The sequence below is a fragment of the Streptomyces sp. NBC_01431 genome (assembly GCF_036231355.1).
Lineage (GTDB): Bacteria > Actinomycetota > Actinomycetes > Streptomycetales > Streptomycetaceae > Streptomyces.
Genome location: NZ_CP109496.1, coordinates 1,775,688 through 1,800,374, shown reverse-complemented (window position 1 = coordinate 1,800,374; position 24,687 = coordinate 1,775,688). Strand labels below are relative to the sequence as shown.

General features: G+C 69.6%; 27 protein-coding genes. 17 read left to right on the top strand and 10 right to left on the bottom strand.

Features of this window, described 5'->3' with window-relative positions:
* Nucleotides 1-15: 15 nt before the first annotated feature.
* Complete coding sequence (locus OG522_RS08420) at nucleotides 16-1,680, bottom strand: class I adenylate-forming enzyme family protein (RefSeq protein WP_329462310.1); 1,665 nt, start codon at nucleotides 1,678-1,680, stop codon at nucleotides 16-18.
* Nucleotides 1,677-3,431, bottom strand: coding sequence for a CoA transferase (locus tag OG522_RS08415; protein ID WP_329462309.1), 1,755 nt, complete (start codon nucleotides 3,429-3,431; stop codon nucleotides 1,677-1,679). The genes OG522_RS08420 and OG522_RS08415 overlap by 4 nt, the downstream gene beginning before the upstream one ends.
* A 187-nt stretch (nucleotides 3,432-3,618) precedes the next feature.
* Between OG522_RS08415 and OG522_RS08410 the strand changes: the two genes are divergently transcribed.
* Complete coding sequence (locus tag OG522_RS08410; protein WP_329462308.1) at nucleotides 3,619-4,755, top strand: acyl-CoA dehydrogenase family protein; 1,137 nt, start codon at nucleotides 3,619-3,621, stop codon at nucleotides 4,753-4,755.
* On the opposite strand, the gene OG522_RS08405 is transcribed toward OG522_RS08410, so the two are convergent.
* A complete protein-coding gene (locus OG522_RS08405) occupies nucleotides 4,752-5,762 on the bottom strand; it encodes a sugar ABC transporter permease (RefSeq protein WP_329462307.1) in 1,011 nt (336 codons plus the stop codon). The genes OG522_RS08410 and OG522_RS08405 overlap by 4 nt on opposite strands.
* Nucleotides 5,763-5,912: 150 nt before the next feature.
* Nucleotides 5,913-7,076 (bottom strand): MFS transporter, encoded by a 1,164-nt coding sequence (locus tag OG522_RS08400; protein ID WP_329462306.1) that lies wholly within the window; start codon nucleotides 7,074-7,076, stop codon nucleotides 5,913-5,915.
* 260 nt (nucleotides 7,077-7,336) lie between these two features.
* Between OG522_RS08400 and OG522_RS08395 the strand changes: the two genes are divergently transcribed.
* Together OG522_RS08395 and OG522_RS08390 are read left to right on the top strand one after the other, a co-directional pair.
* Nucleotides 7,337-8,188, top strand: a complete 852-nt coding sequence (locus OG522_RS08395) for a hypothetical protein (RefSeq protein ID WP_329462305.1) — start codon at nucleotides 7,337-7,339, stop codon at nucleotides 8,186-8,188.
* 155 nt (nucleotides 8,189-8,343) lie between these two features.
* On the top strand, nucleotides 8,344-8,937 hold the full coding sequence (locus OG522_RS08390; protein WP_329462304.1) for a sigma-70 family RNA polymerase sigma factor: 594 nt from the start codon (nucleotides 8,344-8,346) through the stop codon (nucleotides 8,935-8,937).
* A 64-nt stretch (nucleotides 8,938-9,001) separates the two neighbouring features.
* Here the strand turns inward: OG522_RS08390 and OG522_RS08385 are convergent, their stop codons facing one another.
* Nucleotides 9,002-9,571: a GNAT family N-acetyltransferase gene (locus tag OG522_RS08385; protein ID WP_329462303.1), complete on the bottom strand. Its 570-nt coding sequence runs from the start codon at nucleotides 9,569-9,571 to the stop codon at nucleotides 9,002-9,004.
* Entirely contained in the window at nucleotides 9,571-9,900 is a 330-nt protein-coding gene (locus OG522_RS08380) for a hypothetical protein (RefSeq protein WP_443074675.1), read from the bottom strand. The genes OG522_RS08385 and OG522_RS08380 overlap by 1 nt, the downstream gene beginning before the upstream one ends.
* Nucleotides 9,901-10,111: 211 nt before the next feature.
* Between OG522_RS08380 and OG522_RS08375 the strand changes: the two genes are divergently transcribed.
* Complete coding sequence (locus OG522_RS08375) at nucleotides 10,112-11,251, top strand: HoxN/HupN/NixA family nickel/cobalt transporter (protein WP_329462302.1); 1,140 nt, start codon at nucleotides 10,112-10,114, stop codon at nucleotides 11,249-11,251.
* Between the two features lie 326 nt (nucleotides 11,252-11,577).
* Here OG522_RS08375 and OG522_RS08370 read toward each other — a convergent pair whose 3' ends face one another.
* Both OG522_RS08370 and OG522_RS08365 read right to left on the bottom strand, forming a co-directional pair.
* Entirely contained in the window at nucleotides 11,578-11,745 is a 168-nt protein-coding gene (locus OG522_RS08370) for a hypothetical protein (RefSeq protein WP_329462301.1), read from the bottom strand.
* Between the two features lie 88 nt (nucleotides 11,746-11,833).
* Complete coding sequence (locus OG522_RS08365) at nucleotides 11,834-11,983, bottom strand: hypothetical protein (RefSeq protein WP_329462300.1); 150 nt, start codon at nucleotides 11,981-11,983, stop codon at nucleotides 11,834-11,836.
* Between the two features lie 336 nt (nucleotides 11,984-12,319).
* On the opposite strand from OG522_RS08365, the gene OG522_RS08360 reads away from it, so the two are divergent.
* The 5 genes from OG522_RS08360 to OG522_RS08340 all read left to right on the top strand — a co-directional run bounded on the left by OG522_RS08360 (nucleotide 12,320) and on the right by OG522_RS08340 (nucleotide 15,536).
* Nucleotides 12,320-13,042: an outer membrane protein assembly factor BamB family protein gene (locus OG522_RS08360; RefSeq protein WP_329462299.1), complete on the top strand. Its 723-nt coding sequence runs from the start codon at nucleotides 12,320-12,322 to the stop codon at nucleotides 13,040-13,042.
* A 28-nt stretch (nucleotides 13,043-13,070) separates the two neighbouring features.
* Nucleotides 13,071-13,403 (top strand): hypothetical protein, encoded by a 333-nt coding sequence (locus OG522_RS08355; protein ID WP_329462298.1) that lies wholly within the window; start codon nucleotides 13,071-13,073, stop codon nucleotides 13,401-13,403.
* 246 nt (nucleotides 13,404-13,649) lie between these two features.
* A complete protein-coding gene (locus OG522_RS08350) occupies nucleotides 13,650-14,030 on the top strand; it encodes a hypothetical protein (protein WP_329462297.1) in 381 nt (126 codons plus the stop codon).
* 10 nt (nucleotides 14,031-14,040) lie between these two features.
* A complete protein-coding gene (locus tag OG522_RS08345) occupies nucleotides 14,041-15,012 on the top strand; it encodes a hypothetical protein (protein WP_329462296.1) in 972 nt (323 codons plus the stop codon).
* A gap of 71 nt (nucleotides 15,013-15,083) precedes the next feature.
* A complete protein-coding gene (locus tag OG522_RS08340; RefSeq protein ID WP_329462295.1) occupies nucleotides 15,084-15,536 on the top strand; it encodes a hypothetical protein in 453 nt (150 codons plus the stop codon).
* Between the two features lie 14 nt (nucleotides 15,537-15,550).
* Here OG522_RS08340 and OG522_RS08335 read toward each other — a convergent pair whose 3' ends face one another.
* Nucleotides 15,551-16,606 (bottom strand): protein kinase family protein, encoded by a 1,056-nt coding sequence (locus OG522_RS08335; protein ID WP_329462294.1) that lies wholly within the window; start codon nucleotides 16,604-16,606, stop codon nucleotides 15,551-15,553.
* Between the two features lie 104 nt (nucleotides 16,607-16,710).
* Between OG522_RS08335 and OG522_RS08330 the strand changes: the two genes are divergently transcribed.
* The 5 genes from OG522_RS08330 to OG522_RS08310 all read left to right on the top strand — a co-directional run bounded on the left by OG522_RS08330 (nucleotide 16,711) and on the right by OG522_RS08310 (nucleotide 20,359).
* A complete protein-coding gene (locus tag OG522_RS08330; RefSeq protein WP_329462293.1) occupies nucleotides 16,711-17,544 on the top strand; it encodes a transposase family protein in 834 nt (277 codons plus the stop codon).
* A gap of 351 nt (nucleotides 17,545-17,895) precedes the next feature.
* Complete coding sequence (locus OG522_RS08325; protein WP_329462292.1) at nucleotides 17,896-18,387, top strand: hypothetical protein; 492 nt, start codon at nucleotides 17,896-17,898, stop codon at nucleotides 18,385-18,387.
* A gap of 762 nt (nucleotides 18,388-19,149) precedes the next feature.
* The gene (locus tag OG522_RS08320) at nucleotides 19,150-19,767 is read left to right on the top strand and encodes an Arm DNA-binding domain-containing protein (RefSeq protein WP_329462291.1); all 618 of its coding nucleotides are present in this window, start codon (nucleotides 19,150-19,152) and stop codon (nucleotides 19,765-19,767) included.
* Entirely contained in the window at nucleotides 19,755-19,991 is a 237-nt protein-coding gene (locus OG522_RS08315; RefSeq protein ID WP_329462290.1) for a hypothetical protein, read from the top strand. Before OG522_RS08320 ends, OG522_RS08315 begins: the two co-directional genes overlap by 13 nt.
* A gap of 68 nt (nucleotides 19,992-20,059) precedes the next feature.
* A complete protein-coding gene (locus tag OG522_RS08310) occupies nucleotides 20,060-20,359 on the top strand; it encodes a tyrosine-type recombinase/integrase (protein ID WP_329462289.1) in 300 nt (99 codons plus the stop codon).
* 406 nt (nucleotides 20,360-20,765) lie between these two features.
* On the opposite strand, the gene OG522_RS08305 is transcribed toward OG522_RS08310, so the two are convergent.
* Nucleotides 20,766-21,989, bottom strand: a complete 1,224-nt coding sequence (locus OG522_RS08305) for a hypothetical protein (protein ID WP_329462288.1) — start codon at nucleotides 21,987-21,989, stop codon at nucleotides 20,766-20,768.
* A 419-nt stretch (nucleotides 21,990-22,408) separates the two neighbouring features.
* Between OG522_RS08305 and OG522_RS08300 the strand changes: the two genes are divergently transcribed.
* The 3 genes from OG522_RS08300 (at nucleotide 22,409) to OG522_RS08290 (ending at nucleotide 24,629) form a co-directional block, all read left to right on the top strand.
* Nucleotides 22,409-22,702 carry an IS110 family transposase gene (locus tag OG522_RS08300; RefSeq protein ID WP_329462287.1) on the top strand — a complete coding sequence of 98 codons (294 nt, stop codon included), beginning with the start codon at nucleotides 22,409-22,411 and terminating at the stop codon, nucleotides 22,700-22,702.
* Nucleotides 22,703-22,746: 44 nt separating this feature from the next.
* Entirely contained in the window at nucleotides 22,747-23,841 is a 1,095-nt protein-coding gene (locus OG522_RS08295; RefSeq protein ID WP_329460845.1) for an IS630 family transposase, read from the top strand.
* A gap of 149 nt (nucleotides 23,842-23,990) precedes the next feature.
* Nucleotides 23,991-24,629, top strand: coding sequence for a transposase (locus OG522_RS08290; RefSeq protein WP_329467516.1), 639 nt, complete (start codon nucleotides 23,991-23,993; stop codon nucleotides 24,627-24,629).
* The last annotated feature ends 58 nt before the right edge of the window (nucleotides 24,630-24,687 follow it).

Here is a 24,687-nt window from a genome sequence, read left to right as displayed (position 1 = left end):
GCCCCGCCACATCTGTCACACGGCCAAAGGCTCGGTCGCCGCGCATCGCTCCCGCAACGCGTTCCGGTCGGGCTTTCCCGCCGGAGTCAGAGGCAACTCATCCACCAGTAGCAGGAGTTCGGGGTGCTTGCGGCGCTCCAGGCCGCGTGCGTCGAGGTGCGCGGACAGTTCGCCGAGAGCGGGCCGCTTCCCGCCGCGCGGCACCACGCAGGCCGCGAGCCGCTCGCCCATCAGCGGATCGGGCACGCCGACGCACACCACGTCCCGTACGTCCGGATGCGTGGCGAGTTCGAGCTCCACCTCGGCGGGACTGATGTTGGCGCCGCCCCGGATCACCACGTCCTTGAGCCGTCCGACGATCCGCAGGGTGCCGTCCTCCTCCATCCGTCCGAGGTCCCCGGTGCGCACCCAGCCGTCGGCCGTGCGATAGCGGGCATCGAGCTCGGGCGCGGCGACGTAGCACAGCGGGGTCATCGGGCCACGGGCGACGATCTCGCCGACCGAGCCCCGCGGAGCCTCCTGCATGCCGTCCCCGTCCCTGCCGGGAACCGCGATGCGGATGTCGGCGACCCGCCGGTCCGGACGGCCCGCGAGCACGCCGGGTCCCTCGCCCCGTACCGGCTCGTTCACCAGCCCCGTATGGCAGTTGACGCCGTCGGCCGACCCGTAGAGGTTCACCACGGGGCAGCCGAACGCGCGGCGCGCCTCTTCGGCGGTGGCCTCGTCCAGCGGCGAGCCGCCGACGACCAGCGCCGTGGGGGCGGTGAACTCCCACCGCCCGCGCTCGGCGAGCCGGTCGAGCATCATCCGGATCATGGTCGGTACGCCCAAGACGTGCGTTGGCCGGTGAGCGACGAGCGCATCCAGCGCGCCTTCGGGCGTGAAGTGGTCGAGCAGCACGAGCGTGCCGCCGTGCCGGGCCAGCGCGACCGCCGTGCCGCTGCTGCCGAACGCGGAGCCCAGCGGCACCAGGAACAGACAGCGCGGCGGCTCCCCGTCCTTCATCAGCGACGCGAGGAAGTTGCCGCGCCCGCCGGCCAGGGCGTTGTGCGAGTACGCCACCATCTTGGGCTCAGCCTCGGACCCGGACGAGACCAGGATCCGCGCGGCGGCATCGGGGTCGGGGCGGGCCGGTACGTACGCCGTGGGGTCGGACCGCAGCAACTCGGCCCAGGGCACGGCTCCTTCGGGTATGGCACCCGGTCCGACGGCGACCACCGTAAGCAGGTGGGGGAGTTCTCCGGCACGGGCGAGCAGGTCGGCCGCGTGGTGGTTGCCGCGGTGATCGGCCGCGGCGATGACCGCGACGGCCTCGGACCGGGCGAGCAGCGAGACGGCCTCGCGGTCTCCGCGCCCTGTCGGGAAGGGCAGCGCGATCGCGCCGAGCGCGGCCAGCCCGAGCTCGGCGATCACCGTGTTCCGACCGTTGGGCAGCTGTACGCCGACCACATCGCCGGGGCGTATGCCGAGCCCGGAAAGCCCGGCGGCCAGACATCGCACCTTGCGGTCCAGTGCGGTGTAACAGAGCGCGCCCTTGGCGTCGATGACGGACGTGCGGTGCGGGTCGGCGATCTGGTGGGACCGGTACAGGCTGTAGAGGTCGAGGTCGGGGCAGGTGCCGTCGACGGCCCAGGAGCGGCGCAGTTCGGCGGGCAGTAGATCGTGCAGAAGGACGGTCATGCGAATCTCCAGGGGTCGGGAACGGCCGGGGCGCCGTGGGTGTCCCGGCTGATCGAGCCGGCGAAGCGCGGGTCGTGGTGCAGCTCGGAGAGATCGGTGGTGACGGCGGTCGCGGCCAGGCCGTGCCTGCGCAGCAGCTCCAGGGCGTCCGCCGTGGGCAGTTCGCGCAGGTCGTACGTGCTCGCCTCGGCGGCGCAGGCGTCGGCGGGCGCGACCCAGCCGTCGCGGGTCGCCAGAGGGCGGCGGAATCCGGCCGGGCGGCGCGGATCAAGCCCCCGGGCGATCCGGTCCCGGGCGGGCGCCGTGAGGACATCGGCGGCACCGAGTAGCGACGAGTCCACCCGCACGCCCTGTCCGGTGCGTTCGCGCAGCAACAGGCCCGCCAGCACCGCCTCGGCGCCGAGCAGCCCGCCGAGCACGTCGAGGAGCGTCATCAGGGACGGCGCGGGCGGCTCTCCGGCGGGCCGCGCCGCCTCGCCGACTCCCGCGCGGGCCTGGACCATGAAGTCGGTCCCCATCGGCGCCCCCGGTAGCCGATCGGCCCAGCCGCTCGTGTACGCGTAGACGAGCGAGGGATTGGCGGCGGCCAACTGTTCCCGTTCCAGCCCGAGTTGGTCGGCCTTTCCGGGCGCCCAGTTGTGCAGGAACACATCGGCCTCGGCCGCCATGGCGCGCAGCCGCTCCCGGTCCCCGGTGGACTTGATGTCCAGCTCTACGGCCGCCTTCCCCCGGTTGAGGGCTAGCCACCGGGCCGAGACCCCGGAACACGCGGGCGGCATGCCCCGCAGCGGGTCGCCGCCCGGCGGCTCGATGCGGACGACGTCCGCGCCGAGCAGGCCGAGCAGGTGCGCGGCGAGCGGGGCCTGGATGCGGCGCCCGGCCTCCAGGACCGTCAGCCCGGAAAGCGGCGCCTTGCGCGCCTGCGCGCTGGAGGAGTGCGCGACCTCGTACGGTGTGAGCTGCCAGGGCGCCGCCCCGTCGTACTCGCGGGCCCGCGCTGCCAGGGACCGTAGCGGGCACACCTCGGCGCCGGAGGAGTCGGCGGCGTACGCGATGCGCTCCCAGGAACTGGCACGCGTCACGTCGTGCAGTGCGGGTGGAAAGGGCGCGCAGGCCGTGGCGTACCGGAACTGGAACGGCCGCCACCCTCTGCGTATCGCCTCCTCGGGCGCGCCGAGCGCCCGCCAGAACGCCGCCCACGCGCCGGGGTCGAGGGTTTCCAGCTCGAAGAGCGTGCCGTCGGCGGCGGTGAACGGAGGCCCGCCCGGGCCGAGTTCGACTGCTTCGCCTTCCTCTGCTCCGTCGGCGGCCAGGTACTGGGAAACGGCGAGTAGCCCGGCCCGCTCGGCCGTGACGTCCACCGTGGTGAACGACCCGCCCCGGGTTTGCGCGAGCAGCCCGGCGAGGAGCCCCTGGACGGCGAGCAGGCCGGTCGCGGTGGCCGCGTAGTCCACGGCGAGCCCGCGCGGGGCCCCGTCGCGGCGGCCGTGCACCGCCATGATGCCGGTGGCGGCCTGCGCGGTGGCCTCGTCGGTGACACCGGGCGCGGTGCCCCATGCCGTGCGCGCGGTAAGGGGAGCGAAGTCGCCGCCGGTCAGGGTGAGGCCAGCGCCAGGACCGTCCGGGCCCTCGGCGCCGAGGAGCCGCAGATGGTCCGCGACGAGCTGATCGGCAGGCCCCGGCGGCCCGGAAGTCTCCAGGCGCAGCCCGTCGAGCGGCCCGGTCGTCCGTTGGATGGCTGGTGTCGCCATGCCTCTCCTTTCCAGACGCGTTTCCTCACGCGCGGGAACCCGAAGGCGATCGCCCCCGACCTGTTCCACGGAGAGGCAGTCGGACGGCCGTTCGTACGGGTTCCCGGGAGCGTGGAGAAAAGTGGCGGAGAGCAGAGTGACAGAACTGTACGGACGGCCCGAAGCGCCTATGGATATAAGGGAGTTGATGGATCGTGTGGCCGCGTTCATACGGGACCGGGTGGTCCCGCACGAGGCGGTGCTCGACGGCGGCGGACCGGATGCCGCCGCTGTCCTGGGCACGCTTCACCAGGCGGCCAAGGAGGCAGGTCTGTGGGCTCTGCCGCTGCCCGTGGAACTAGGCGGCCAAGGGCTCCCACTGCGCCACTACGCCCACATCGCCGAGGCCGAAGGCGCCAGCGACCACGGCCCGTCGGCCCTGGGCTCCGCACCGCTCCTCGACGTGGGAATGCTGTGGCGCCACGGCAGCCCGAGGGTGCGAACCCTGCACCCCAAACGACTGGTCGCCGGAGAACTCCGGGCCTGCTACGCCATGACCGAACCCGACGTCCCCGGAAGCGACCCCTCCCTCACCGCAACCCGGGCCAGGCCCGGGGACGGCGGCACCTGGCGGGTCAGCGGCCGCAAGTGGTTCACCAGCGGCGCCGCCGACGCGGACCTCGTCACCGTGCTCGCCCGCACGGACGGCGCGCCGGGCGATCGCGCCGGACTGTCCCTCTTCCTCGTCCCCACCACCTCGCCCGGCTTCCGCCTCGTACGGGAACTGCCCGTCCTCGGCGCCGGCGGCCAGTGGGAGATCGAGCTCGATGAGGTGGTGGTCGACGCCGACCACGTGATCGGCACGCCCGGCACCGCCCTCGCGGTCGCCGGCGAACGCCTTCAACTGGGCCGCACCCTGCGATGTCTTCGCTGGCTCGGCCAGGCGCAGCGCGCCTTCGAGCTCCTGCGGCAGCGGGCCCGCACCCGCACCACCTCCCGAGGAAGGCTCGGCGACCTCCAACTCGTCCAGCTCCACGTCTTCGAGGCGCTGCTGGCCCTGCGCACCACCCGCCCGCTCGTCCACGACGCTGTGGCCCGCCTCGACGCCGGACTCGGCGCCCACGTGGAGGTCGGCCTGGCCAAGGTGGCCGCGGCCCGCATGCTCCAGCAGGTCACCGACTCGGCGATCCAGGTGTACGGGGCCGAGGGACTCGGCCCCGACACGCCGCTGCCCTCGCTGTTCCGCACCGGACGCGCGGCCCGCATCCTCGACGGCCCCGACGAACTGCACATCACGTCCGTCGCCCGGCGGGTACTGCGCACCGGCCCGGACCATCGGGGCTAGAGGTCCTCGGGCCCGGCCAGGCCGGTGAGCAGCGCGAGCGCGTACGTCAGGAAGAAGGTCCCCCAGACCAGCTCGTGCCGGACGGCTGTTCCGCCCTGGAGGTCGTAACAGCCGTCGAGCAGGCGGCCGGTGACCGTGAGGTGCTCCTCGACCAGCCGCTCAAGGATGGGCAGGGCGCGTTCGGTCCGGCCGAGGGTGAGCAGCGCAAGCGCCGTGATCGCCGCCGCGGACGTGTCGACGGGCCCGTGGGCCTGTGCCGCATCCGCCAACGGGACCAGACGCTCGTTGGTCAACTCGGCCACCAGATAGCCGAGTTCGGGCTCGTCTGCATGGCGTACGGCCTCGGCGGCCGCGAGCAGCAGCCAGGCCGGGCCCCGGCTCCAGCCGGAGTGCGGATCGGTGAGGGCGGTCCAGCCGGTCCCCGGGATGTGCTGCCACGACCAGTGCGGTGGCCTGTCGTCGAGGCAGAGCCGGAGGTGGGTGCGGAGGTGGCAGCGCGCCGCGTCGGGGTCCATGGTCGCGAGCAGGGGCACCATGCCGGGTACCCCATCCACCCGGGCCACCAGGCGTGGCCCGCCGAAGGCGGAGCCCCATGGCACGATTCCCAACTCCCGCTCGAAGGAGCCGAGACAGGCGCGGGCCGCCTCGGCACGGATCGCGTCCCGCTGTTCCGGCTCCGCGCAGACCGTGCCGTACCAGAGGATCAGCCCGCGGGCGGCGGTATCGGCACCTGACCAGCGCGTGAGCCGCTGCGTGCAGGCCCGAGCGGACGCCAGATCGGCGATCCCTCCCGAGCGCTTGGCGCGCAGCCACAGCAGCCCGGCCCAGAACCCGCCGGTCCACGAGCCGCGCCCGGTCGTCGTCCACACGCCGCTGTCCGGGTCGGCGAACAGCGGGAAGCGGTCGCCGGCTTCGGTACGGGTGACGGCGACCCGATCGAGGAGCGCGTCCAGCGCGGGGCTGGCCCAGGCCGGGGTGCGTGGCGGGCCGAGGGGGAGTGGGGTCACGGTCGTACCTCGGACGGATCGACGGCCAGGGCTGTCATCTGCGTACTCCGAACGGATTGGAGAGGGCGGACATCGCGTGCCTCCGGCGGATCGAGGGAAATGGACGTCAACCTCGTGCCCCGGGCGGATCGGGCGAGAGCGCCAGTGCCGTCAAGGTCGTACCTCCGACCCGTCCCGATCCTCCGCCGGCCGGTGCTCGCGGACCGCCCACACCAGGGCGACGGCAGCGGCCCCGGCGAACTCGGCGGCCACCAGGAGCCAGCCCGATCCGTACCGTCCGGCTTCCGCCAGCAGCCCGAAGGCCGTCGGCCCGATCGCAAACCCCGTGAAGAACCCGGCCGAGACGAGCGCCGAGTCCTGTCCGGCCCGGCCCGGCTCCGCGCGCTGCAGGACGAGGACCATCGACACCGCGTTGGCGGCCACCGCGAACACGCCCACGGCCACCGCCCCTGCCCAGACCAGCGGGTGCGCGTACCGCGAAGCCGAGAGCAGCAGGGCGGCCGCGACCGCTCCGGCTGCCAGTCCGCCCGGCAGCCACACGGCGCGGCCGGGCCGTCCCGCCACCTTCGACCAGCCGATCCGGCCCGCGATCCCGGCGATGCCGAGGACCGCCACCAGCGTGCCGGCGGCCGTGGGCCCGAGGCCGAGCCGCCGCGCGCCGTACAGTGACAGGTAGGTGTTCACCGAGGCGATCCCGCACCCGAGGAGCAGCGAGAACGCCGACAGCCAGGCGATGGTGCCCCTCGGAATCCACACGGCGGGCGTGGACTTCGCAGGCGGATCGGCGGGCAGCGTGCGGGAAGCCCACGCCGCCGCGACCAGCGCGGCAACGGCCGCCGTCCATACCGCGCCCCGCCATCCGGCGACCCCGGCGAGCGCCGCGAGCGGCAGCCCCGCCGCGAAGGCGCCGAGCTGTACTCCCGACTGCTTCATACCGGTCACCGACCCGCGCCGGGCGGGCGGTACGGCGGCGAGGATCGCCTTGTTGGTGGCGGGGTTGGCCAGGGCCTGCGGCAGCCCGCCGAGGGTGACCGCCACGAGTAGGAACCCTGTACTCGGAGCTGATCCGATCAGCGCCAGTGCCGCGGCGGACGCGAGCAGGAGGGCGACGAGGCAGCGGCGTGGGCCCACCCGGTCCACCACGCGTCCGCCGAGCGGGGACAGGACGGCGGCGGCGGCGAAGCCGACGGTCGTCGTCAGGCCGAGCACGGTGGGCGAGACATGCAGTTCGTTCGTGAGGCGGGGGCCGAGCGCGCCGAGCAGGAACAGTTGGAGCATGGAGAACGCCATCGCCGACGTCAGCAACGCGGTCATGGCGCCGGTCGCCGCCCCCGGGCCCCGAATGCCCTCGTTCCCTCCCACGCCCCCACCAACAGCCGCCATCACTGACCCCTCGTCCCGTCCCGTCGTAATGCGTCCGCCGCCGAAGCTCCCTCAGAAGTCGGCCCGAACGCTCAGCGGGTTCCGGCCCGTTGATGTGCCCTGGATCACAGCGGGCGGATCGGCGGAGGTCGCTGCTCAATTTGCGCACCCGGGGGTGAAGCTCAAGACGCGGGTGCAAAGATGAGCCCGCCATGACTGCCGGAGGGTATTGCCGCACGATTCGGGCCGCGATGTTCGCGGCCGTCTGCGTGCTGCTCGCGGTCATGGGGCACGCGTTGATGTCCGGCACTTCGGTGCCCTGGTGGGCCCTGACCGCCGGAGCCCTCGCCACCGGAGGCACGGGGTGGTGCCTGGCCGGGAGGGAACGCGGGTTCGCCCTGGTCATGTCGGCGACCGTGGCCGCGCAGGCCGTCCTGCACTCTTCCTTCGCCCTGGCCCAGGCCATGGTGCGGCCCGCGCTGCCGGGTGGGGCGTCCTTCGCCCAGCAGTGGGCGCAGTACCTGCTCTGCGGCTCGTCGAGCGCCGGTCCACTGCCCGAGGCCGACGCGGTGCGGATGGTCACCGACGCCGGGCTCGGCAGCCGACTTCATTCGGCGCCGCCGGACATGGACCACATGTCCATGTCATCTATGTCGTCCACGCACATGTCGGCGGCCTCGATGGCTCACGGCATGGGAGCAATGGATTCCACGGCTCCCATGGACCACATGTCTCACATGGGTCTGGGCCACATGGGGTCGATGGGGTCCATGGGCCACGACATGGCGGGCATGTCATCGATCGGCATGCTGGCCGCCCACCTGCTGGCCGCGCTGCTCAGCGGGCTGTGGCTCGCCTACGGCGAGCGCGCCGCCTTCCGTATCCTGCGGGCGCTGGCCGGCTGGTTCGTCGCCCCGCTCCGGCTCGTACTCGTCGTTCCGGCGCCGCCCCAGCAGCCGCGCACACCCTCCCGCCGTCGCCGCACCGCGGACGTCCTGCGCCAGCTCTTCCTCGCGCACGCCATCACTTCTCGGGGTCCGCCCGTGGGGACCGCTGTCATCTGACGACAGCTGGTTTCCCGAGGCCGCGTGACGGACAAGTCAGTCCTCCCGGCGCCCTCGGGCATCGCCCGCGCATTCTTCCGCGCGGCCGTACCCCCTCACCGGACCCGCCGACGCAACGGCCGGTCCGGATCCCGGAATCCCGAGAAGGACACCAGGTGACCACTCCTGCCCTGCCTTGCTCGCGCGACGAGTCGATAACGGCCTGGGCGCTCGCCGCCCGTGGCGGCGACCCCGAAGCCGTCGAGCACTTCATCCGCGCGCTCCAACGCGACGTACGCCGGTACGTCACGTACCTCGGCGCCGATCCGCAGGCCGCCGACGACCTGACGCAGGACACGTTCCTGCGGGCGCTCGGCAGCCTGCACCGATTCGAGGGCCGTTCCTCGGCCCGCACCTGGCTGCTGTCCATCGCCCGCCGTACGGTGGTCGACAGCCTCCGGTACGCCGCGGCGCGGCCCCGGCTCTCCGACACGGACGACTGGCAGTCGGCCGTCGAACGCGCCCAGCCCCAGGGCCTGCCCGGCTTCGACGACGGCATCGTCCTCGCCGACCTCCTGGCCGCCCTGCCCGACGAGCGCCGCGAAGCCTTCGTCCTCACCCAACTGCTCGGGCTGCCCTACGCCGACGCGGCGCAGATGAGCAACTGCCCGGTGGGGACGGTCCGTTCACGGGTCAACCGGGCCCGCGCGGCACTGATCGAGCGACTGCGAGACGCCGAGCGGCCCGCCCTGGTGGGTGTCGCGGCCTGACGGAGCGACGAGGCGCGGGCGGCCCGGCCTCAGCCGGGCCGCCCGCGCCGTGCCAGCCAGGCGTTCAGAGTGCGGGGGTGGCGGCGGTGCGGGCCGGGTGGCGGGGGCCGAGGAAGGCGGCGATCCCGGCTCCGCCGGGCGCGGGGTGGGTGGCCTGGGTCCATCCGAGGCCGCGGTAGAAGCGCATGGCGGCCTCGGCGTGGACGGAAGTCAGGAGCCAGCACTGGCCGTCGGGTCTGTCGATGGTGACGGTGTCGAGCAGTCGCGCTCCCAGACCGATGCCGCGTGCCCGTCCGGCGACGGCGAGTTCGTCGACTTCGCGGCTGCCGCACAGCCAGTCGGCGGTGCGGTCCGGGCCGAGAGCCGCCGAGACCTGCGGATAGCAGCGGTCGGACGGGAAGGTGTCGGGAGTCGTCCAGGCGGTGGCGAAGCCCAGCACAGTGTCCCCGTCGAGAGCGAGCGCCGCGGTGAACCCGGGACGTACGATGTCGCGGGCCAGCCGCGCCAGGTAGAGATCGGCCCCCGCCTCGTCCTCCTGCCAGGGGTGCGCTGTGAACGCCTCGGTGTACACCTGGCGTAACCCGTCGGCGAACGACAGCAGCTCACCCGGTGCCGGGCGGACGAGCAGTGCCATTACGCGTCTTGGGCGGCGGCGTCCATCGACCCCTCGGCGCCCCTGGGGTACGGGTGGGGCGGCCTGTAGACACGGGCGACGTTGTCGAGGCACGCGTCGGCCGCGTCGTCCAAAGCATCGCCAAGGTGGACGATCGGGTCGCGCGTCAGGTTGCGTACGAGAAGCAGCGAGGTGTGCCCGCCGGACACGATCAGGCCCCTGCACGGATCGGGCAGCGGGCCGTGCTCCAGGGTGTCGGCGGCCACGTGCCGCCGCTCGTCAGTGACGAGCTCGGTGCACGTCTCGTCGGACGAGGACTCGCTGCCCAGCAGCATTACGGAACCGTCCACGCGGACCACGCCTTCTTATTGCGTATGAGTTGCAATAACATTACATAGGCAAGTGGACTGTGCGTGGTCACCCGCAGTGGTCCCGGGGCAGGTGAGACGCCTGGCGCCAAGGTCGACCCTTGACCCGGCTTTACTGCCGGATGGTTGCAGTTGCGGCATGTGTGCAATTGGCTGGATCCGGCCCGTCCGCACAGCAGAGAGCAGCACCAGCATGACCGTCACCCCCACGTCCGCACCGCCTGTGTCCCGACCCCGGCTGCGCCGTCTGCGGGCGTCCATGACGCGCCAGGAATGGGCCCGGCTCGGCGGGATGGGCGCGTTCATCCTGGCGTTGCACGTCATCGGCTGGTTCACGCTGGTGGCGATCGTCGCGCCGGAGCACTACAGCATCGGGACGAAGTCGTTCGGTGTCGGCATCGGGGTCACCGCCTACACGCTCGGCATGCGCCACGCCTTCGACGCCGACCACATCGCGGCCATCGACAACACCACCCGCAAACTCATGAACGAGGGACGACGTCCGCTGTCGGTGGGCTTCTGGTTCTCGCTCGGCCACTCCTCGGTCGTCTTCGGCCTGGCCTTCCTGCTGTCCCTCAGTGTCAAAGCCCTCGCCGACCCGGTCCGCGACGACAACTCGCAGCTGCACAACGTCACGGGCCTGATCGGCACCACCGTGTCCGGGGTCTTCCTCTACCTCATCGCGGGCATCAACCTTCTGATCCTGGTGGGTATTTGGAAGGTCTTCCGCAAGATGCGCGCCGGGGACTTCGACGAGGCGGCGCTGGAGGAGCAGCTGAACAACCGAGGTTTCATGAACCGGCTGCTCGGCCGACTGATGAAGTCGGTCGACAAGCCCTGGAAGATGTATCCGATGGGGCTGCTCTTCGGCCTCGGCTTCGACACCGCCACGGAGATCGCGCTGCTGGTGCTCGCGGGCTCGGGCGCCGCGTCCGGGCTCCCCTGGTACGCGATCCTGTGCCTGCCGGTCCTGTTCGCCGCCGGGATGTCGCTGCTCGACACCATCGACGGCTCGTTCATGAACTTCGCGTACGGCTGGGCCTTCTCCAAGCCGGTCCGCAAGGTCTACTACAACCTCACCATCACCGGCCTGTCGGTGGCCGTCGCCCTCATCATCGGCACCGTCGAACTCCTAGGCCTGCTCGCCGACAAGCTCGACCTGCACGGCGCGTTCTGGAACTGGATCGGCGGGCTCGACCTCAACGTCATCGGGTTCGTCATCGTCGGCCTCTTCTTCGCGACGTGGCTCGTTGCCATGATGGTGTGGAAGCTGGGCCGCATCGAGGAGAAGTGGACGGCCGGCCTGACGCCTGCGCGCCAGGAAGCCGAGTGAGATGCGGCTGCTCTTGGCCCCCCGGTCGGCGCCGGTCGGCTCCGTCTGTTCCCGGCGCCCCAGGCGGCAGATGATGGCCCCGGCAGGCGCGTCGACTGCTCGGCTTTCAGCGCGTCGGGAGCACGGACGGCATCGGTGCGGCGCCCCGTCGTCCTCGCGGTCCGAGCCATAGAGTCCGGTGCCGTGGTCGCCGTCCACTCAGGCACACGGGCACGCTACAGCCGTCCCGAAGGGAAGACGCGGACGGCCGCCGCGCCGTAAAGGGCGCTACCGGTCATACCTTCTCGGCTGTGATCCGGGGATGGGCCGCGGTGAGTATGGCGATGTCACCGACGTCGGGCGGTGACCTTGTGCCACAGGTAGGCGAGGGCGACGCTTGATCCTTGAGCGCGGGCGGCGTGGGCGGCGGCGAGGGCGGCGCGGGCCAGGGAACGGGCTGGCAGCGGGCGGTTGTTGACCGCGTGGGCGACGCTTTCGTCGGCCCAGCGTTCCATCTGGAAGGCCGCCTCGTCGCGCAGCCGGGCGAGGAGCGGGTAGCAGCGGCGGCCAGTTGGAGGGCGCTGGTGTGGTGGTGGCGGTGGGTCAGGTGGGCGCGCGGGCGCGGGCGAGCAGTACCTGCCGTTTGTCGGCGGGCAGCGCGCGGAGCATGCCACGGGTGACCACCACCGACCCAGGGGTTCCGGGGCGGCCGGGCAGGGCGTAGGCGTCGGGAGCCGGATGGGTCTGCCGCACGATCGGGTCACACCTGAACTGGCTCGCCTGCGAGGCGGGTCCGGCTGAGGGGGGCAGGAAATCCATGGGGTGCGCCGTCGCTTGGGGGGATCATGGGCTGCGGCCGTCCCTCGCCCCGGGACGGCGGTCGGTCGTGCACCGCCTCAGGGCGGCAGTGGGCGGTCGAGGAGGAGGAAGACGGCCGGCAGTTGGTCCTGTCTCCCGACGGCGCATCGGTGTGGGTCAATGGCGAACGCCGCAGTAGCTGGTCGGGAAGACGCTGGGAGACTCCCGCACCGCGCATCGCGCGGATCGCGACCGATACCGGGCAGGTGCTGGTAGACCCTGAGCCCGGACGTGTTCGCGGTTCTCGTCCCGGGTGCAGACACGATGGTCCTGAGGCCGCTGGGTGATCGCCGGAAGCGTCCCGCACGCCTGCTGCTGTTCGATCTCGACGGCCCGGTGCCCGGAGCGGAGGTCGGCCCCTTCGACGTGTTCAACCACCCGTTCACGGTCCGGCGCGCGAGCCGCCCCCACGCCTTGGTAGGCACTGACCCAGCCAAGTCTCACCGGGACAAGTGGGTCACCGCTCTGGGGGCTGACGGGACGCTGCGCCGGCTCTTTCCACACTCTTGGGTGCCGGAGGAACATCATTTCGGCGGTCCGGCAGTCGAGTTGGGGCAGTCCCTGGTCTGCGCCGGCACAGTCCACGACATCTACGGGCTTCAACCGGGTGGCGCCTATGTCATACGGCGATCCCTGAGCGGCGCTGTGCAATGGGAGTACCGCACCGATCACCCCGCCACCGCCCTGGACACCGATGAGGACACGGTCTACGTGGCCGATAACTCCGGAGCCCTGGTGGCACTGGATGCCGACGACGGCTCGCTGCGATGGCGCATGGACCTTGCGGTCGACGGAACGCCGACGATTGCACTGTCCCTGGCCGCGGTGGCCCGAGGCCATGTGCTCGCGGGGAACCGTCGACGGTCGAGTCCTGGAGTGCTCGGTCGGGCGGTGATCCGAACACTGAACCGGTTCCCGAGGTGGGTGAGTGGGGCGGTGGAGAGCAGATCGTAGACACTACGACGACTTCGCCTGCCGGTACATGTTCGCGTTCTGGCGGTTGTCCGTGCAGGGGGTGACGGTCACTCACCCCACCGAGTCTTCGGCTGGGATCGGCCAGGTCGGTGAGCCCTACGACCCGGAAGTGCGGGTGATCCGCCTGGCCCGACAAGTTCCGGCTCCACGCACTGGAGAGCAGACAGAGGCTGCCCGAGCACGGGTGTACCACCACCGCTGGCCGGTGCGGATGCACAAGGTGCGGCAGTGGTATCCCAGCGCTCAGGAGCACCGTGTGATCTGGCGCGGTCCGTACATCAAGGGGCCGGCCGATGCGCCGCTGATGGTCGGAGAGAAGGTCTACGTTGTCGACAACTAGGAGCGGTAGATCCAGGAGCGGGAGGTGACCTCGGGCCTCAGGCGATGAGTCCCGCGGCCGCATCCTGGCACCGCAGCGCCTCCGTGACGGGCGACCGTGCCGTCGGTCTGCTGGCGCTGCTCAAGGATGGCCAACAGCAGGCGGTTGGTGGTGAGGGCCGAGGCGTTGAGGGCGAAGACGTGCGCTGCCCGGACTCCACTTGCAGGTCGGCAACGGATGCTGTCATGCCTGGCCTATTAGGCGCGCGTGTTCGAGACCGAGCTGACCCCGGCATGGGCGTCGATGCGGGCTGAGGGCCTTGTCCCGCCGCGAGCCGGCGGGGATCATGAACGGGTGCAGCACCGAAAGGGACTCCAGGAACTACTCGTCCGCGCCGGACTCATGGTCGTCGAGGATGTGCACCCGGGCAGCCTGTTCCCGCCGGAGGCCGCCTGGCGAAACGCACGGGGGATTGCGGCGCCGGACAGCGCAACCCGAGAAGGGCTCGACGCCGCGTGGTGGCGCCGCCTTTGCGATGCTGACGGCGAGTTCCTGGTGGCCATCCTGGGTCATCGGATCGGCGGTAACGACTCCTGGTGGACCCGGGTTCCGCCACGTCGTCGGTGGCGTGCCGGGGCTGACCGGTGACCCCGGGTTCGTGGCGCTCCCCCTCGACGGGCAGGTGTTGCTGGCGGAGGTGCCATGTGCGGACGGGACTCGGGTGACGGCCCTTGACCGCCTGTCGGAGCGGCTGGAGGCGGCCGCCGTGGCGGCCGGGCGCGAGACGGAGGTCGAGCGCGGCGCGGTATGGGCGGCGGTGCCCAGCCAGCCTGCGTGGCCTCTGCACTGGGCGGAGGGGATCGGGTCCAATCCGGCCGCACCGGACGAATTGCTGATCCGGCTGTTGGATGTGTACGAGGGGTTCCTGCACGGTTGCGATCGGCCCGCCGTCCTCGACGCCGCCATGGCGCATCCCGATCCGCGGGTACGTTCCAGGCCCGCCGATACCTTTCGGCCCAAGGTCACGTCCGAGCAGTGGGTACGCCTGGTCCGCGCCGAACCGTCGCCGAGGCGGCGTGCGCTGTGGGCGGAGCATGCCTGCGCCTGGGGCGCCGACCTTCCCGCGGATCTGCACGACGACCTCCTCGCCGGGCCGTCCCGCGCCCTGGCCGCCGAACTCCCGAGGCTCCCCGCACTTCACCTCCCCAGCCTCGCGGCCGACGCCGATGCCCGGGTACGGACGGCAGCCTGCACCTGGTGGGAGGACCTCACCGCGCCGCTGCAGGGGCGGCTGCTGGCCGACACCGACAACGCGGTGCCAGCGGCGGCGCTGCTCGCCCACCACACCGGCACCCCCATGCCCCGCGAGGTCTTCGCCGCGCTGCTCGCCCAGCGGCATGCACTCGAACGGTGCGGCTTCGAGCCCGAGTTGGAGGCGGAGTTGGTCCGGGACAGCGATGCGGACGTGCGCCGGGCGCTGGCCGCCAACCCGGGGCTGGGCGCGCACACCGTCGCCGTCCTGGCACAGGACCCACTGAGCCTCCGCCAACTTGAAGTCCCAGGTCAGCGGTCTGGTGTGACCGGCTCTCGAAGTGCTCACGCTGGTCGTGGGCGGCTGTCTGCGGAGTAGATCATCTGACGGAGCCGGACGTTTCGCTGGTTTCTGCTCGCTGGGGTCAGGCGGCCATTTACGATCCGTGCATGGATCCCGAGCTGCTGGAACGGATCACCGCGCGACGCGCGGAACTGGACCAACTCGAAGAACGGCTGGCCAAGCAGCTGACGGAGGTACGGGCCGAGCGAGACGAACTCGCCGTCGCCGAACGGGTCCTTGAGCGGGTGAGCGAACAGATCGCTGATGAGCGCGTCTCGGCCTCGCCGGTGCCCGCGCAGGTGGGCGGACGGGCGGTCATGCTGATCCCACACCGCACCTCCGATGTGGAGGAGAGCCTGCTCCCGCCGGACTACCAGCGCATTCTCGCCACCGTGCGGCAGGCCGCGGGACCGGTCATGGCTCGGCAGGTCGGCGAGTTGCTGGGAGTGGACGTCAGCGTCCGGGCCAGGCTGGAACCGCTGCGCGGGAAGCTGGTCAGACTCGTCGACCGCGGCTGGCTGCGGAAACTACCCGACGGCCGGTTCGCCACCCGTCTGTGACCGGGTGCAGGTGATCACGTACTTCGCTCCATCCGACAGATCGTTGCCAGCGGATGGGGAGCTGCTCGGCTCTCCTGCTGAAACTCGCGATAGAAGTTCCCCATCACCGCGGCGACCGGTGCGTAACGGACAAGGAGCGACGCGATCGACGCGGGAACCCCCTGCGGGGGCATCCCTTGGGCGCACGTATTCACAAACGCCTTGCGTTCTTCCGGTGTGTACCCGTAGAGAGCGACGGCCAGCCAGTTCACCAGGTGGGTGACGGCGTAGCACTGGTCGTAGGTGCGGTGCTGGTCGAAGAAGACGGCCTCGTCCCGTGTGAGGTCGAAGCGTGAGGAGACCGCGAGGCCGTAGTCGGTGAAGAAGAGCCGGTGGCCGTCGGTGAGGATGTTCTCGAAGTGGGCATCGAAGTGCAGAAGCCCGCGGTCGTTCATGAACGCGATTCCGGCTTTCAGCTCGTCATCGACCATGGCGCAGGCCCGCTCGACCGCCTCGTCGCCAGCCCCCATCTGGACGCCCAGCCAGCCGTGCAGGTTCTGCGGGATGTACTCCAGGAACAGCACGAGGCTTGCCGTGGACTGCTGGAGGGCTTCGATCCGTCGGCGTACCGCTGGTCCGCCTCCCCAGTAGGCGACAGCTCGGTCCACATCGGCTAGTTCCTCGGGAAGCGGCTGGCCAGAGTCGGGGAGCACCCGCCAGTGGTACATCAGGGGAAAGCCCTCGTGGTCTCCGGCGATCACCCAGTTCGTCGTCATGGTGTGTGCGGCCAGCTCCCGCCAGGCCCCGAACCCCGGGGCGCCGATGGTACCGATGCCGTAGTGGCAGAAGGTCGGGAGTCCGAACAGATTCGCGGTGGAGTGGACATGCTCCGGCCGTCGCTCCAGATCGGTCAGCCGTACCTGCTTGACGAAGACCTGGCTTCCCTCGACCTCCAGCAGAACCGTCTTCCCGCCGATGCCTGACCCCAGCGGTGCGCCGGCGTCGACGAACTCGCGCAGACCGTGGTCACTGCGCAGCGCCAGCGAGGTGGAAACGGCGCCGTGGGCGGCCAGACGAGCATCGCGGGACATATCAGGGCCCTTCACTCACGCCTCCACACCAAAGGTCACTCTCCCACGTCGGGGCCGGCGAGATGTGGCGTAACTGGGAGCCCTCCGGATGCCGTTGAGGCTGTGTGACGAAAACCGAAGAGCCTGCCGACAAATCCTGCGCACTCACTTACCAGTGTCGTCTACCGCTGTCCACGCGCACCGTCAGCCTCCTCGCCGGGCTACTACGACGCCATCTGAAGGTGATCCGGTCCAGGTGGCGGATCCTGCCGCCCGGAAGGATCGCGGTGATCGTCTTGGCCGTGCTGCGGCACGACCAGCGTTTGGCCGACATGGCTGGCGGCAACGACGTGTCCGAGTCCACCGTCCGCCGCTGGCGCGACGAACTGATCACCCTGCTCGCAGCGCAGGCCCCACGACTGGACCGCGCCCTGAAGAAGGTCGTTAATCGGGGTGGGGAGGTTGTCCTGATCGACGGCACCCTCATCCGCACCCAGCGTCGCACCGGCAAGGCAGACCGGCGGAACTACTCCGGCAAACACCGTAACCACGGCCTGCACTTCCTCGCCCTGACCGACGAGGGAGGCCGCCTGATCTGGATATCCGCCGCCCGCCCCGGCCGCACTCACGACATCACCGCCGCCCGCCACGACCACGTCGTGGCCCACCTGCGAGCCGCCGGCCTCGGTGCCCTCGCGGACCTCGGATTCCGCGGACTGGACAACGACGTGCTCGACCCTGTGATCGTCACCGGCTTCATGGCCAGCCGCACCCACAAGCTCACTTCCGGCCAGAAGGACGCCAATCAGGTCCTCGCCACGGGACGCGCACCGGTCGAACACGGATTCGCCCACCTGAAGAACTGGCGGGTCCTCACCAAACTCCGTACCGATCCTGCCCGTGCCACCCACCTCCTGAGGGCGCTGCTCGTGTTGACGAACCTCGAAGTCAACCGCTGACAGACGATCTACGCCGCAGACTGCCACCCACGACCAGCCGGAGTATGCCGAGGACCAGTCACACCAGACCTCTGACCTGCTTCTTCAGGTTGGCGGAGGCTCACTGGGCGACATCCGCTCCACGGTGGCGCTCCGCCCCGACCTCACCGAGGAGCAACGAGCTGCAGTGCGCTACGACTTCGACCCGACGTTGGCGTCGCACACCCTGCCCTGGGTCGCGGACCTGCACGGCGACCCCGACGCGATGCGCCGCCTGGCCGCGTCGTCCCATCCGCTCATCCGCCGCAGCGTGGCCCGCGCCCAACATCTCCCACCGGACGTCGTGGAGTGTCTGGCGCGGGAGCAGGACGGGTGGTCCGCCTGTTCCTCGCCGAATCATGCGACGACGCGCCGGCCGACCTGCTGCTGGAGGTCTGGCGCTGGTGGAACGGCAGCCTCAGCCACCCCCACCGCCCCCGCAGCCACCCCAACTTCCCCTGCACGGGCTTGCTGCGCTACGCCGACGACCGCAGCGGGCGGATGCGCCGCCTGGCTCTGGACGATCCGGAGTCCACCCCGGCCGACGTCGCGCGCCTGGCCCGCGACCCTGAGGCCGAGGTGCGTGGCCGCGCGGCCGAGGACCCCCGGCTGTCACCGGCCGACGCAGCGCGCCTGCTGAACGACCCGGCGGCCTACGTCCGCGGGACCGCGATACGCAGTCCGCGGCTGCCGGCCCGCGTCCTGGCCGGGCTGCTGCACAACCGCGACACGGCAGCCACTGCAGTCACCGACCCGGCCATCCCAGTCCCCGTCCTGCACCGCATCCTGGCCGCGGCCACGGCAGCCATGGCATCCGAAGGCTGAACGACACCCCACAAGGCGACCGTAGCGACCTGACACCGAACCCCGGCACCCATTTGCCGATCACCTTGCACCACCCCCGCGAGCGCCAGCCGTACCCCAGCCGTACGAGCGCTACTGGCGTGCGACGTCGTTTGGCGGCCCAACCCCTCCATGATGGGCGAGGAGTCCACCGATCAGCCCCGTCAAGTTGCTGTTGTTGGGAGCCCAGCCCCATCGGTGCGCAGGAGGGAGACAGCCGCGCTTCACGAAAGTGTCGGCAGTCGCGAGACGATCACGGTCGGATCGCTGAGCGCGTAGCAGTGCAACCGCGCTGAAGTACACGCGTGGGTGAGGTTGAGCGTTGCATTGCGGAGCGGCAACGCGGACTGTCGCCCGCATTGTCGGTGTTCTGGAATGTGTCGAGGACCTGCACTTCCGACCAGCTCGCCGGTGATCATTGTCGCTCGTCGAGTGCCCCTGACCTCGGTTCGACAGGGTGGCCCCCGAGGGCAGTCGGTGTAGCCGTGACGGACGAGCTCTCGCCTTGCGAGGCGCTACATAGCAGACGATCCCCGGTTACCGAAACCGGGGATCGTCCCGACTATTGAGGGTGTTCGCACTCGGCTGTGCTTGGCAGCGGAGCCGTGGTGGACGAAGCGGACAGCGCCGTAAACCCCGGACGGGGAGGACAGCGTTGTCTGCTGCCCTGGTGATCGCGGCGCTCGCTGAAATACAGCGGATGCTTTCGCTGATGTGGAGTTTCCACGCCCCCAAGGAGAGTGAGTGATCCTGTCTGATCCGATCAAGAAGCTGCCGCCGAACGCGAAGGGGCAGATCCGGTACCGATTTGTGGTCGACGTCGGGACCCATCCGGCCACGGGGAAGCGCAAGCAGTTGACCCGTACCTTCGGGACGCTCAGGGAGGCGAAGGCCGAGTATGCGCGTATCACGGTGCGGCGTCACGAAGGGGCGCTGGTGCCACGCCACAAGATGACCGTGAACGAGTGGCTCGATCAGTGGCTCGCGAAGAAGGCGGAGGACCTGGAAGAGTCAACGATCTCCGCCTACAGGGTGACCCTGGACCGTGTCCGGGGCAGGCTTGGGCACATTCGGCTTCAAGAGCTCACCGAGGACGATGTCGAGGCGTGGATGCTGTGGGCGCTTCGTGAGGGCCGGGTACGCGCTACGAAGGCCGGGCCTGGGCTGGGGGTCACCTCGGTGGAGATGTCCCTCACGCGGCTGAAGGAGGCACTCAACCGGGCCGTGACACGGCGCCTGGTCGCGGTGAATGTCGCCCAGGAAATTACTATCCCCCGGAAGGTGCGTAAGGCCGAGCGCCAGGCCAAGGCCGAGGTGCCACCTGGGGTGTCGCGGAGGTCCATGCCTTCGTGCTCGCCGTGAAGGGCCACCGGCTGTACGCCCCTTTCCTCCTGTCGTTGATGGGTCTGCGCCCGGCAGAGGTGTGCGGCATGCGTTGGGCCGATCTGGATCTGGACCAAGCCACCCTGGTCGTTGCCAACACCCGCACATTGATGGGGAACAAGATCGTGGTGGAGAAGGACGCGAAGTCGCTCGCCGGCGAGCGGAGCCTTCCGCTGCCTGATCCCGTCATTGAGAAGCCCTGAGGGGCTTCAAGGCCGCTCAGGCGGCGGAGAAGCTGGCGGCGGGGCGGGTATATGAGACCAGCGGGTATGTGCTGGTGGACGAGTTCGGGGCACCGCTCGACGTGCGGCAGTTGCGCGAGCAGGCGTACAAGGTCATGGCCGGTAACGCGCTGCGGCGGGTTCGTTTGTACGACGCCCGCGCGAGTTGCTTCACCTACCTGGCGAACCGTGGGGTTCCTGACCACCTTCTCGCCCGCTGGGCGGGGCACGCTGACGTCAGGATGACGAAGCGCTGGTACGTGAAGCCGGACGTGGAAGACCTCCGCTCGGCGGCGGATGCCTGGAGCGGTCTGACCGGTCTCCCGACCCCTGTCGTGAGAGAAATGTGAGACGTGGGAGCGTGGTCGGGTGAGTGAGACGACTGCGAATACCTTGCAATACCGCGTTGACGGGCCAGAAGACGCTCCAGTTCTGGTTCTGGGCCCCTCCCTCGCGACAACATGGCACAGGTGGGCGAAGGCGTCTTGTGGCGTCCATGTGGTCCAGGTTGGGAGTGTTTGACCGAGTTGGGATCTTGCTGTCCGGGCGCGTCAACGGTGTTGGTGACACGGCTGTGATTGCTGTGACTGACATTGACCCCCGTCGGCTGTATCGACGGGGGTCTTCGTTGTGGGGCCGAGATGACGTGATCCTTAGCGCCAATGATCGATGAGCGGCGGGATCTGGCATGGTTCGACGTTCGCCATCATCTGGCACGCGCTGACGTACGTTGCTCAGTCAGTCGTTTGCTGTCGATCACGCCTCATTCTTCCTGCGGCACGAGAAGTGCTCGGGCAGTCCTTCTGGTCCTGGAAGGCTTGCGGGTTGGCCGCAGCCGAAGCGGCAGAGCGGGATCACTTGGCCCATCGCGTCGCGTGGAACCCTGACGGCCTCGGTTTCCCGGGGGCGGGACTCGAGGATGATCGAGCGGCTGCCGCGTCTTTGCTTCGGTTCAGCCCGTGCTTCGGAGGCGGGCCGGTCCTCGGTGCACCTGTCGCGACGGTCTCTTCGTCGTATGGATGGCTGGAGCTCCTTGGAGTCCAGGGTGGTCCCGTTCGCCTCGATGTATTGCTGCCACTGCTGTGCGGGGAGCCAACCGTGGTGACCGCTCCGTTGGAACGGGATCCGCTCACCGGCCGCCGCTTCCACGATGAAACGAGTGAGGGTCAGGCCACCTTCGCCGGTGAAGGTGCCCGACTGATGGGCGGGCATGAGGACGCGGTGCCAGCCCCCGCAGTACCCGGTATCGGTGGGGTTCTCCGGGTCGTAGGGTTTCTCAGGACACCGGGTGAGCGCGCCGTTTTGGCTGCACTGGCCTTCCTCCAGGACGAAGTTGCCGTCTTGGACCGCGATGGGGTTCTTCTGTACACGGATGACGGAGGCCGGCAGATTGGGTGTGCGGACGTACGGGACGGTGCCGATGCCTGCGTGGTCAGGGTCGGCGAAGTCCCAGACCGACTGAACACCGCTGCGGCGCCGGAACCCCTCCCGTGCACGCATTCCGCGGGCTGTCTGGGCGCTCAGCTGAGGCTCGTAGCCCAGGACGATGCCGTTGGCGCCATTGATGCGTACGTCGAGGCGGGCGTGTCCGTCGGCGGTCTGCGACTCGATATCGGCGTGGAAGCCGTGATCTTCGGAATCCTTCGCAACGCGTTCCTTGCGCGCGAGGTGCTCGTCGGACTCGTGGCTGATGGGCTTGTCTCCGGGTTTGCGGTAGTGGGAGGCGAGCCATACGCCGTCACGCTGGACGAGGTACATGGCGACACGTCGGCCGCGAATGTCCCGGCAGTCGGGGCAGATCAGTCCGCGCTTTTCGACGGGGACGCGTCCTCGCATGCGCAGGAGCACCTTCAGGAGGTCTTCGCCTTGCGGGACACCGAGGTCGGGGCGGTCCAAGTCGAGGTTGCGGCCGGCCGGTTCGTAGTAGACGGGGTTACGGAAGAGCTCTTCGTCGCTGTCGATCTGGAGGTCGTCGTCCATGGGTGCTCCCCACAGCTGCCACGAGTAGGACTCACAACGCTACGGGGAGGTTCTGACAATCGGGGCTCAGCCGGCGTTCACGCGGGGCGCATTGGAATGCGCTGACGTGTCCGCTGCGGCGCGTGGTGGCACGAAGGAATAGAGCGTCCCGCCGTTGAACAGCATGACGTCCGACACTGCTGCTGCACCGTGGACTGGCTCTTGACTTCTCTGACCGACGTGTCCTAACCATCCTGTGTCGACGCGGGGCGAGGCAGTGTGCTCAGACGCTGGACCGGGCGAGCGTGTCTAGAGCATTGCAATGCGGGCGTTTTCTGCACCGTGTCACTTGTGACCGCTCTCCGGGCCGGCGGTGAGGCTGAGGATTGGCTGCCGTGGGAGGTGGATGAACGATTGGTTCGCGAAATTTCCACCCGGCGGTGTACCCCTCTGTGCGTGCGGATGAGGTGGTGCTCGGGGTCGACTCGCATCGTGATGTCCACGTGGCGGCTGTGGTGTCGACGGTGGGGCAGGTCTTGGCAGTTGAACGCTTCCCGACCACAGCGATTGGCTATCGAGACCTCGCCGAGTGGGCCCGGGGTCACGGTGCGGTGCGGCGGGCCGGGGTGGAAAGCTCGGGCAACTACGGAGCGGCGCTGTCTCGATTTCTGCTCTCTGTAGGCATTGCGGTCGTGGAGGCTCCCGGACCTGGCCGTGCAGCTAGTGTCTCGTGATTCCGTCGGCATTACTTGATCTTGTGTGGCTCGTTGCTCCTGGCATGGAGCTTTCCGTGGAACAGGCCGCCGAGTTGCGGGAGTTGGCGAACAGTCGGGACGTGCCCGCCGATGTGGCCACCCGGGCCCGGATCGTGCTGTGGTCCGGTGAGGGGCGCCGGCGCAAGGACATTGCCGAACTGCTCGGGGTGTCATTGCCGACCGTGGATCGCTGGAGGACCCGTTACGCCGAGCGCGGGCTCGCCGGCCTGGAGGGCGACTGTCCGGGCGGGGCGCGCGAGCAGGTGCCGACGCGGGTCCGGGCGCGGGTGATCGCATTGACGCGCATGACGCCGCCGGTCGGCACCGGTCTTTCGCATTGGTCGACGCGGGAGTTGGCGAAGTATCTGAAGCGGACCGAGAACGTCACCGTGTCCTGGCACTACATCGCAAAGGTCTGGCGCGAGGAGAACCTCAAACCGCATCGCAAGGGCACCTTCAAGATTTCGAAGGATCCCGCGTTCGCGGACAAGGTCGCTGATGTCGTCGGCCTCTACCTGGCTCCGCCCGGTGGCGCGGTGGTGCTCTCGGTGGATGAGAAGACGCAGATCCAGGCGCTGGACCGGACCCAGCCGGTGCTGCCGGTGACCTTCGCAGCCACCGAGAAGCGCACCCACGACTATGTCCGGCACGGCACCACGAACCTGTTCGCCGCACTCAACGTCGCCACGGGCGAAGTGACCGGCGAGTGCAGGCCGAGCCGGAACGCCGTGAACTTCCTGGCCTTCCTCAAGAAGGTGGTGAAACCGCATGCGGACAAGGAGATTCATGTCGTCCTGGACAACCTCTCCACGCACACCACGCCGGAGGTGAAGGCATGGCTGACCAACAATCAGCACGTCCACTTCCACTTCACCCCCGTCGGCTCTTCCTGGATCAACCAGATCGAGACCTGGTTCGGAATCCTGACCCGCCAGTCGATCCGCCGCGGCACATTCTCCAGCGTGAACGTCCTGATCAAGCAGATCCGCGACTACATCGACTCCTGGAACTCCGAGGCCAAACCCTTCACTTGGACCGCAACCACCGACGAGATCCTCACGAAGGTCCGACTCGTCCAGACCAGCATCAAGAAGCTCGTCGCAAACAACTCCAAGTGACACAAACGGGATCACGAGACACTAGGCGCCGACGGAGCAAGTCGGACGAGGGCGATGCAGTGACTGCTGCCCGCTCTGTACTCAGTGGCCGTGCGCAGTCCCCGGTGAAGTCTGGGAGCGGCCGGGTCGAGATTGCCCGCTTGTACCTGATGGCGAAGGATTCCGCGGTGAGTGCCAAACGGCAGGCCGTGAACCAGCTCAAGGCCCTCTTGGTCACGGCCGACCCAGCCCTCCGGGACGAGTTGAGGAGCCTTTCGCGCCGCGGGCTGATCCTCGCTTGCCTGCAGTTGCCCGAAGGCGGTGAAGAAACGGATCCGGTGGTGCGGGCGACGAGGTTCACGGTGCGGGTGCTGGCCGAGCGCATCGAGCAGCTCGGTGTACAAGCGCGAGTGTTGGAGCAGCGCCTGGCGAACTTGATCGGGGCGCACTACCCCCGCCTCCTGGACTCTGTTGGAGTCGGCCCTCACAGTGCGGCGGTGTTGTTGACGGCCCTGGGTGACAACAGCGAGCGCATGCGAGGCGAGGCTTCGTTCGCGGCGTTGTGCGGGGCAAGCCCTGTCGAATATTCGTCGGGCAGCCGGCAGCACCGTCGGCTAAACCGCGGCGGAAACCGGCAGGCGAATGCTGCCCTGCACCGCATTGTGCTCACTCGGCTGCGCTGGGATTCGCGTACCCAGGCGTACTACGAGCGACGTGTGGCGGAGGGCAAGACCCGGCGCGAGATCATCCGCTGCTTGAAGCGGTACGTCGCCCGTGAGATCTATCGATTGATCACCATCAGCCGATAGGGGACATTGAGCGGGCTCAACTGCCGACGCCTTACCCTCATGAAGGTGGCATCCAACG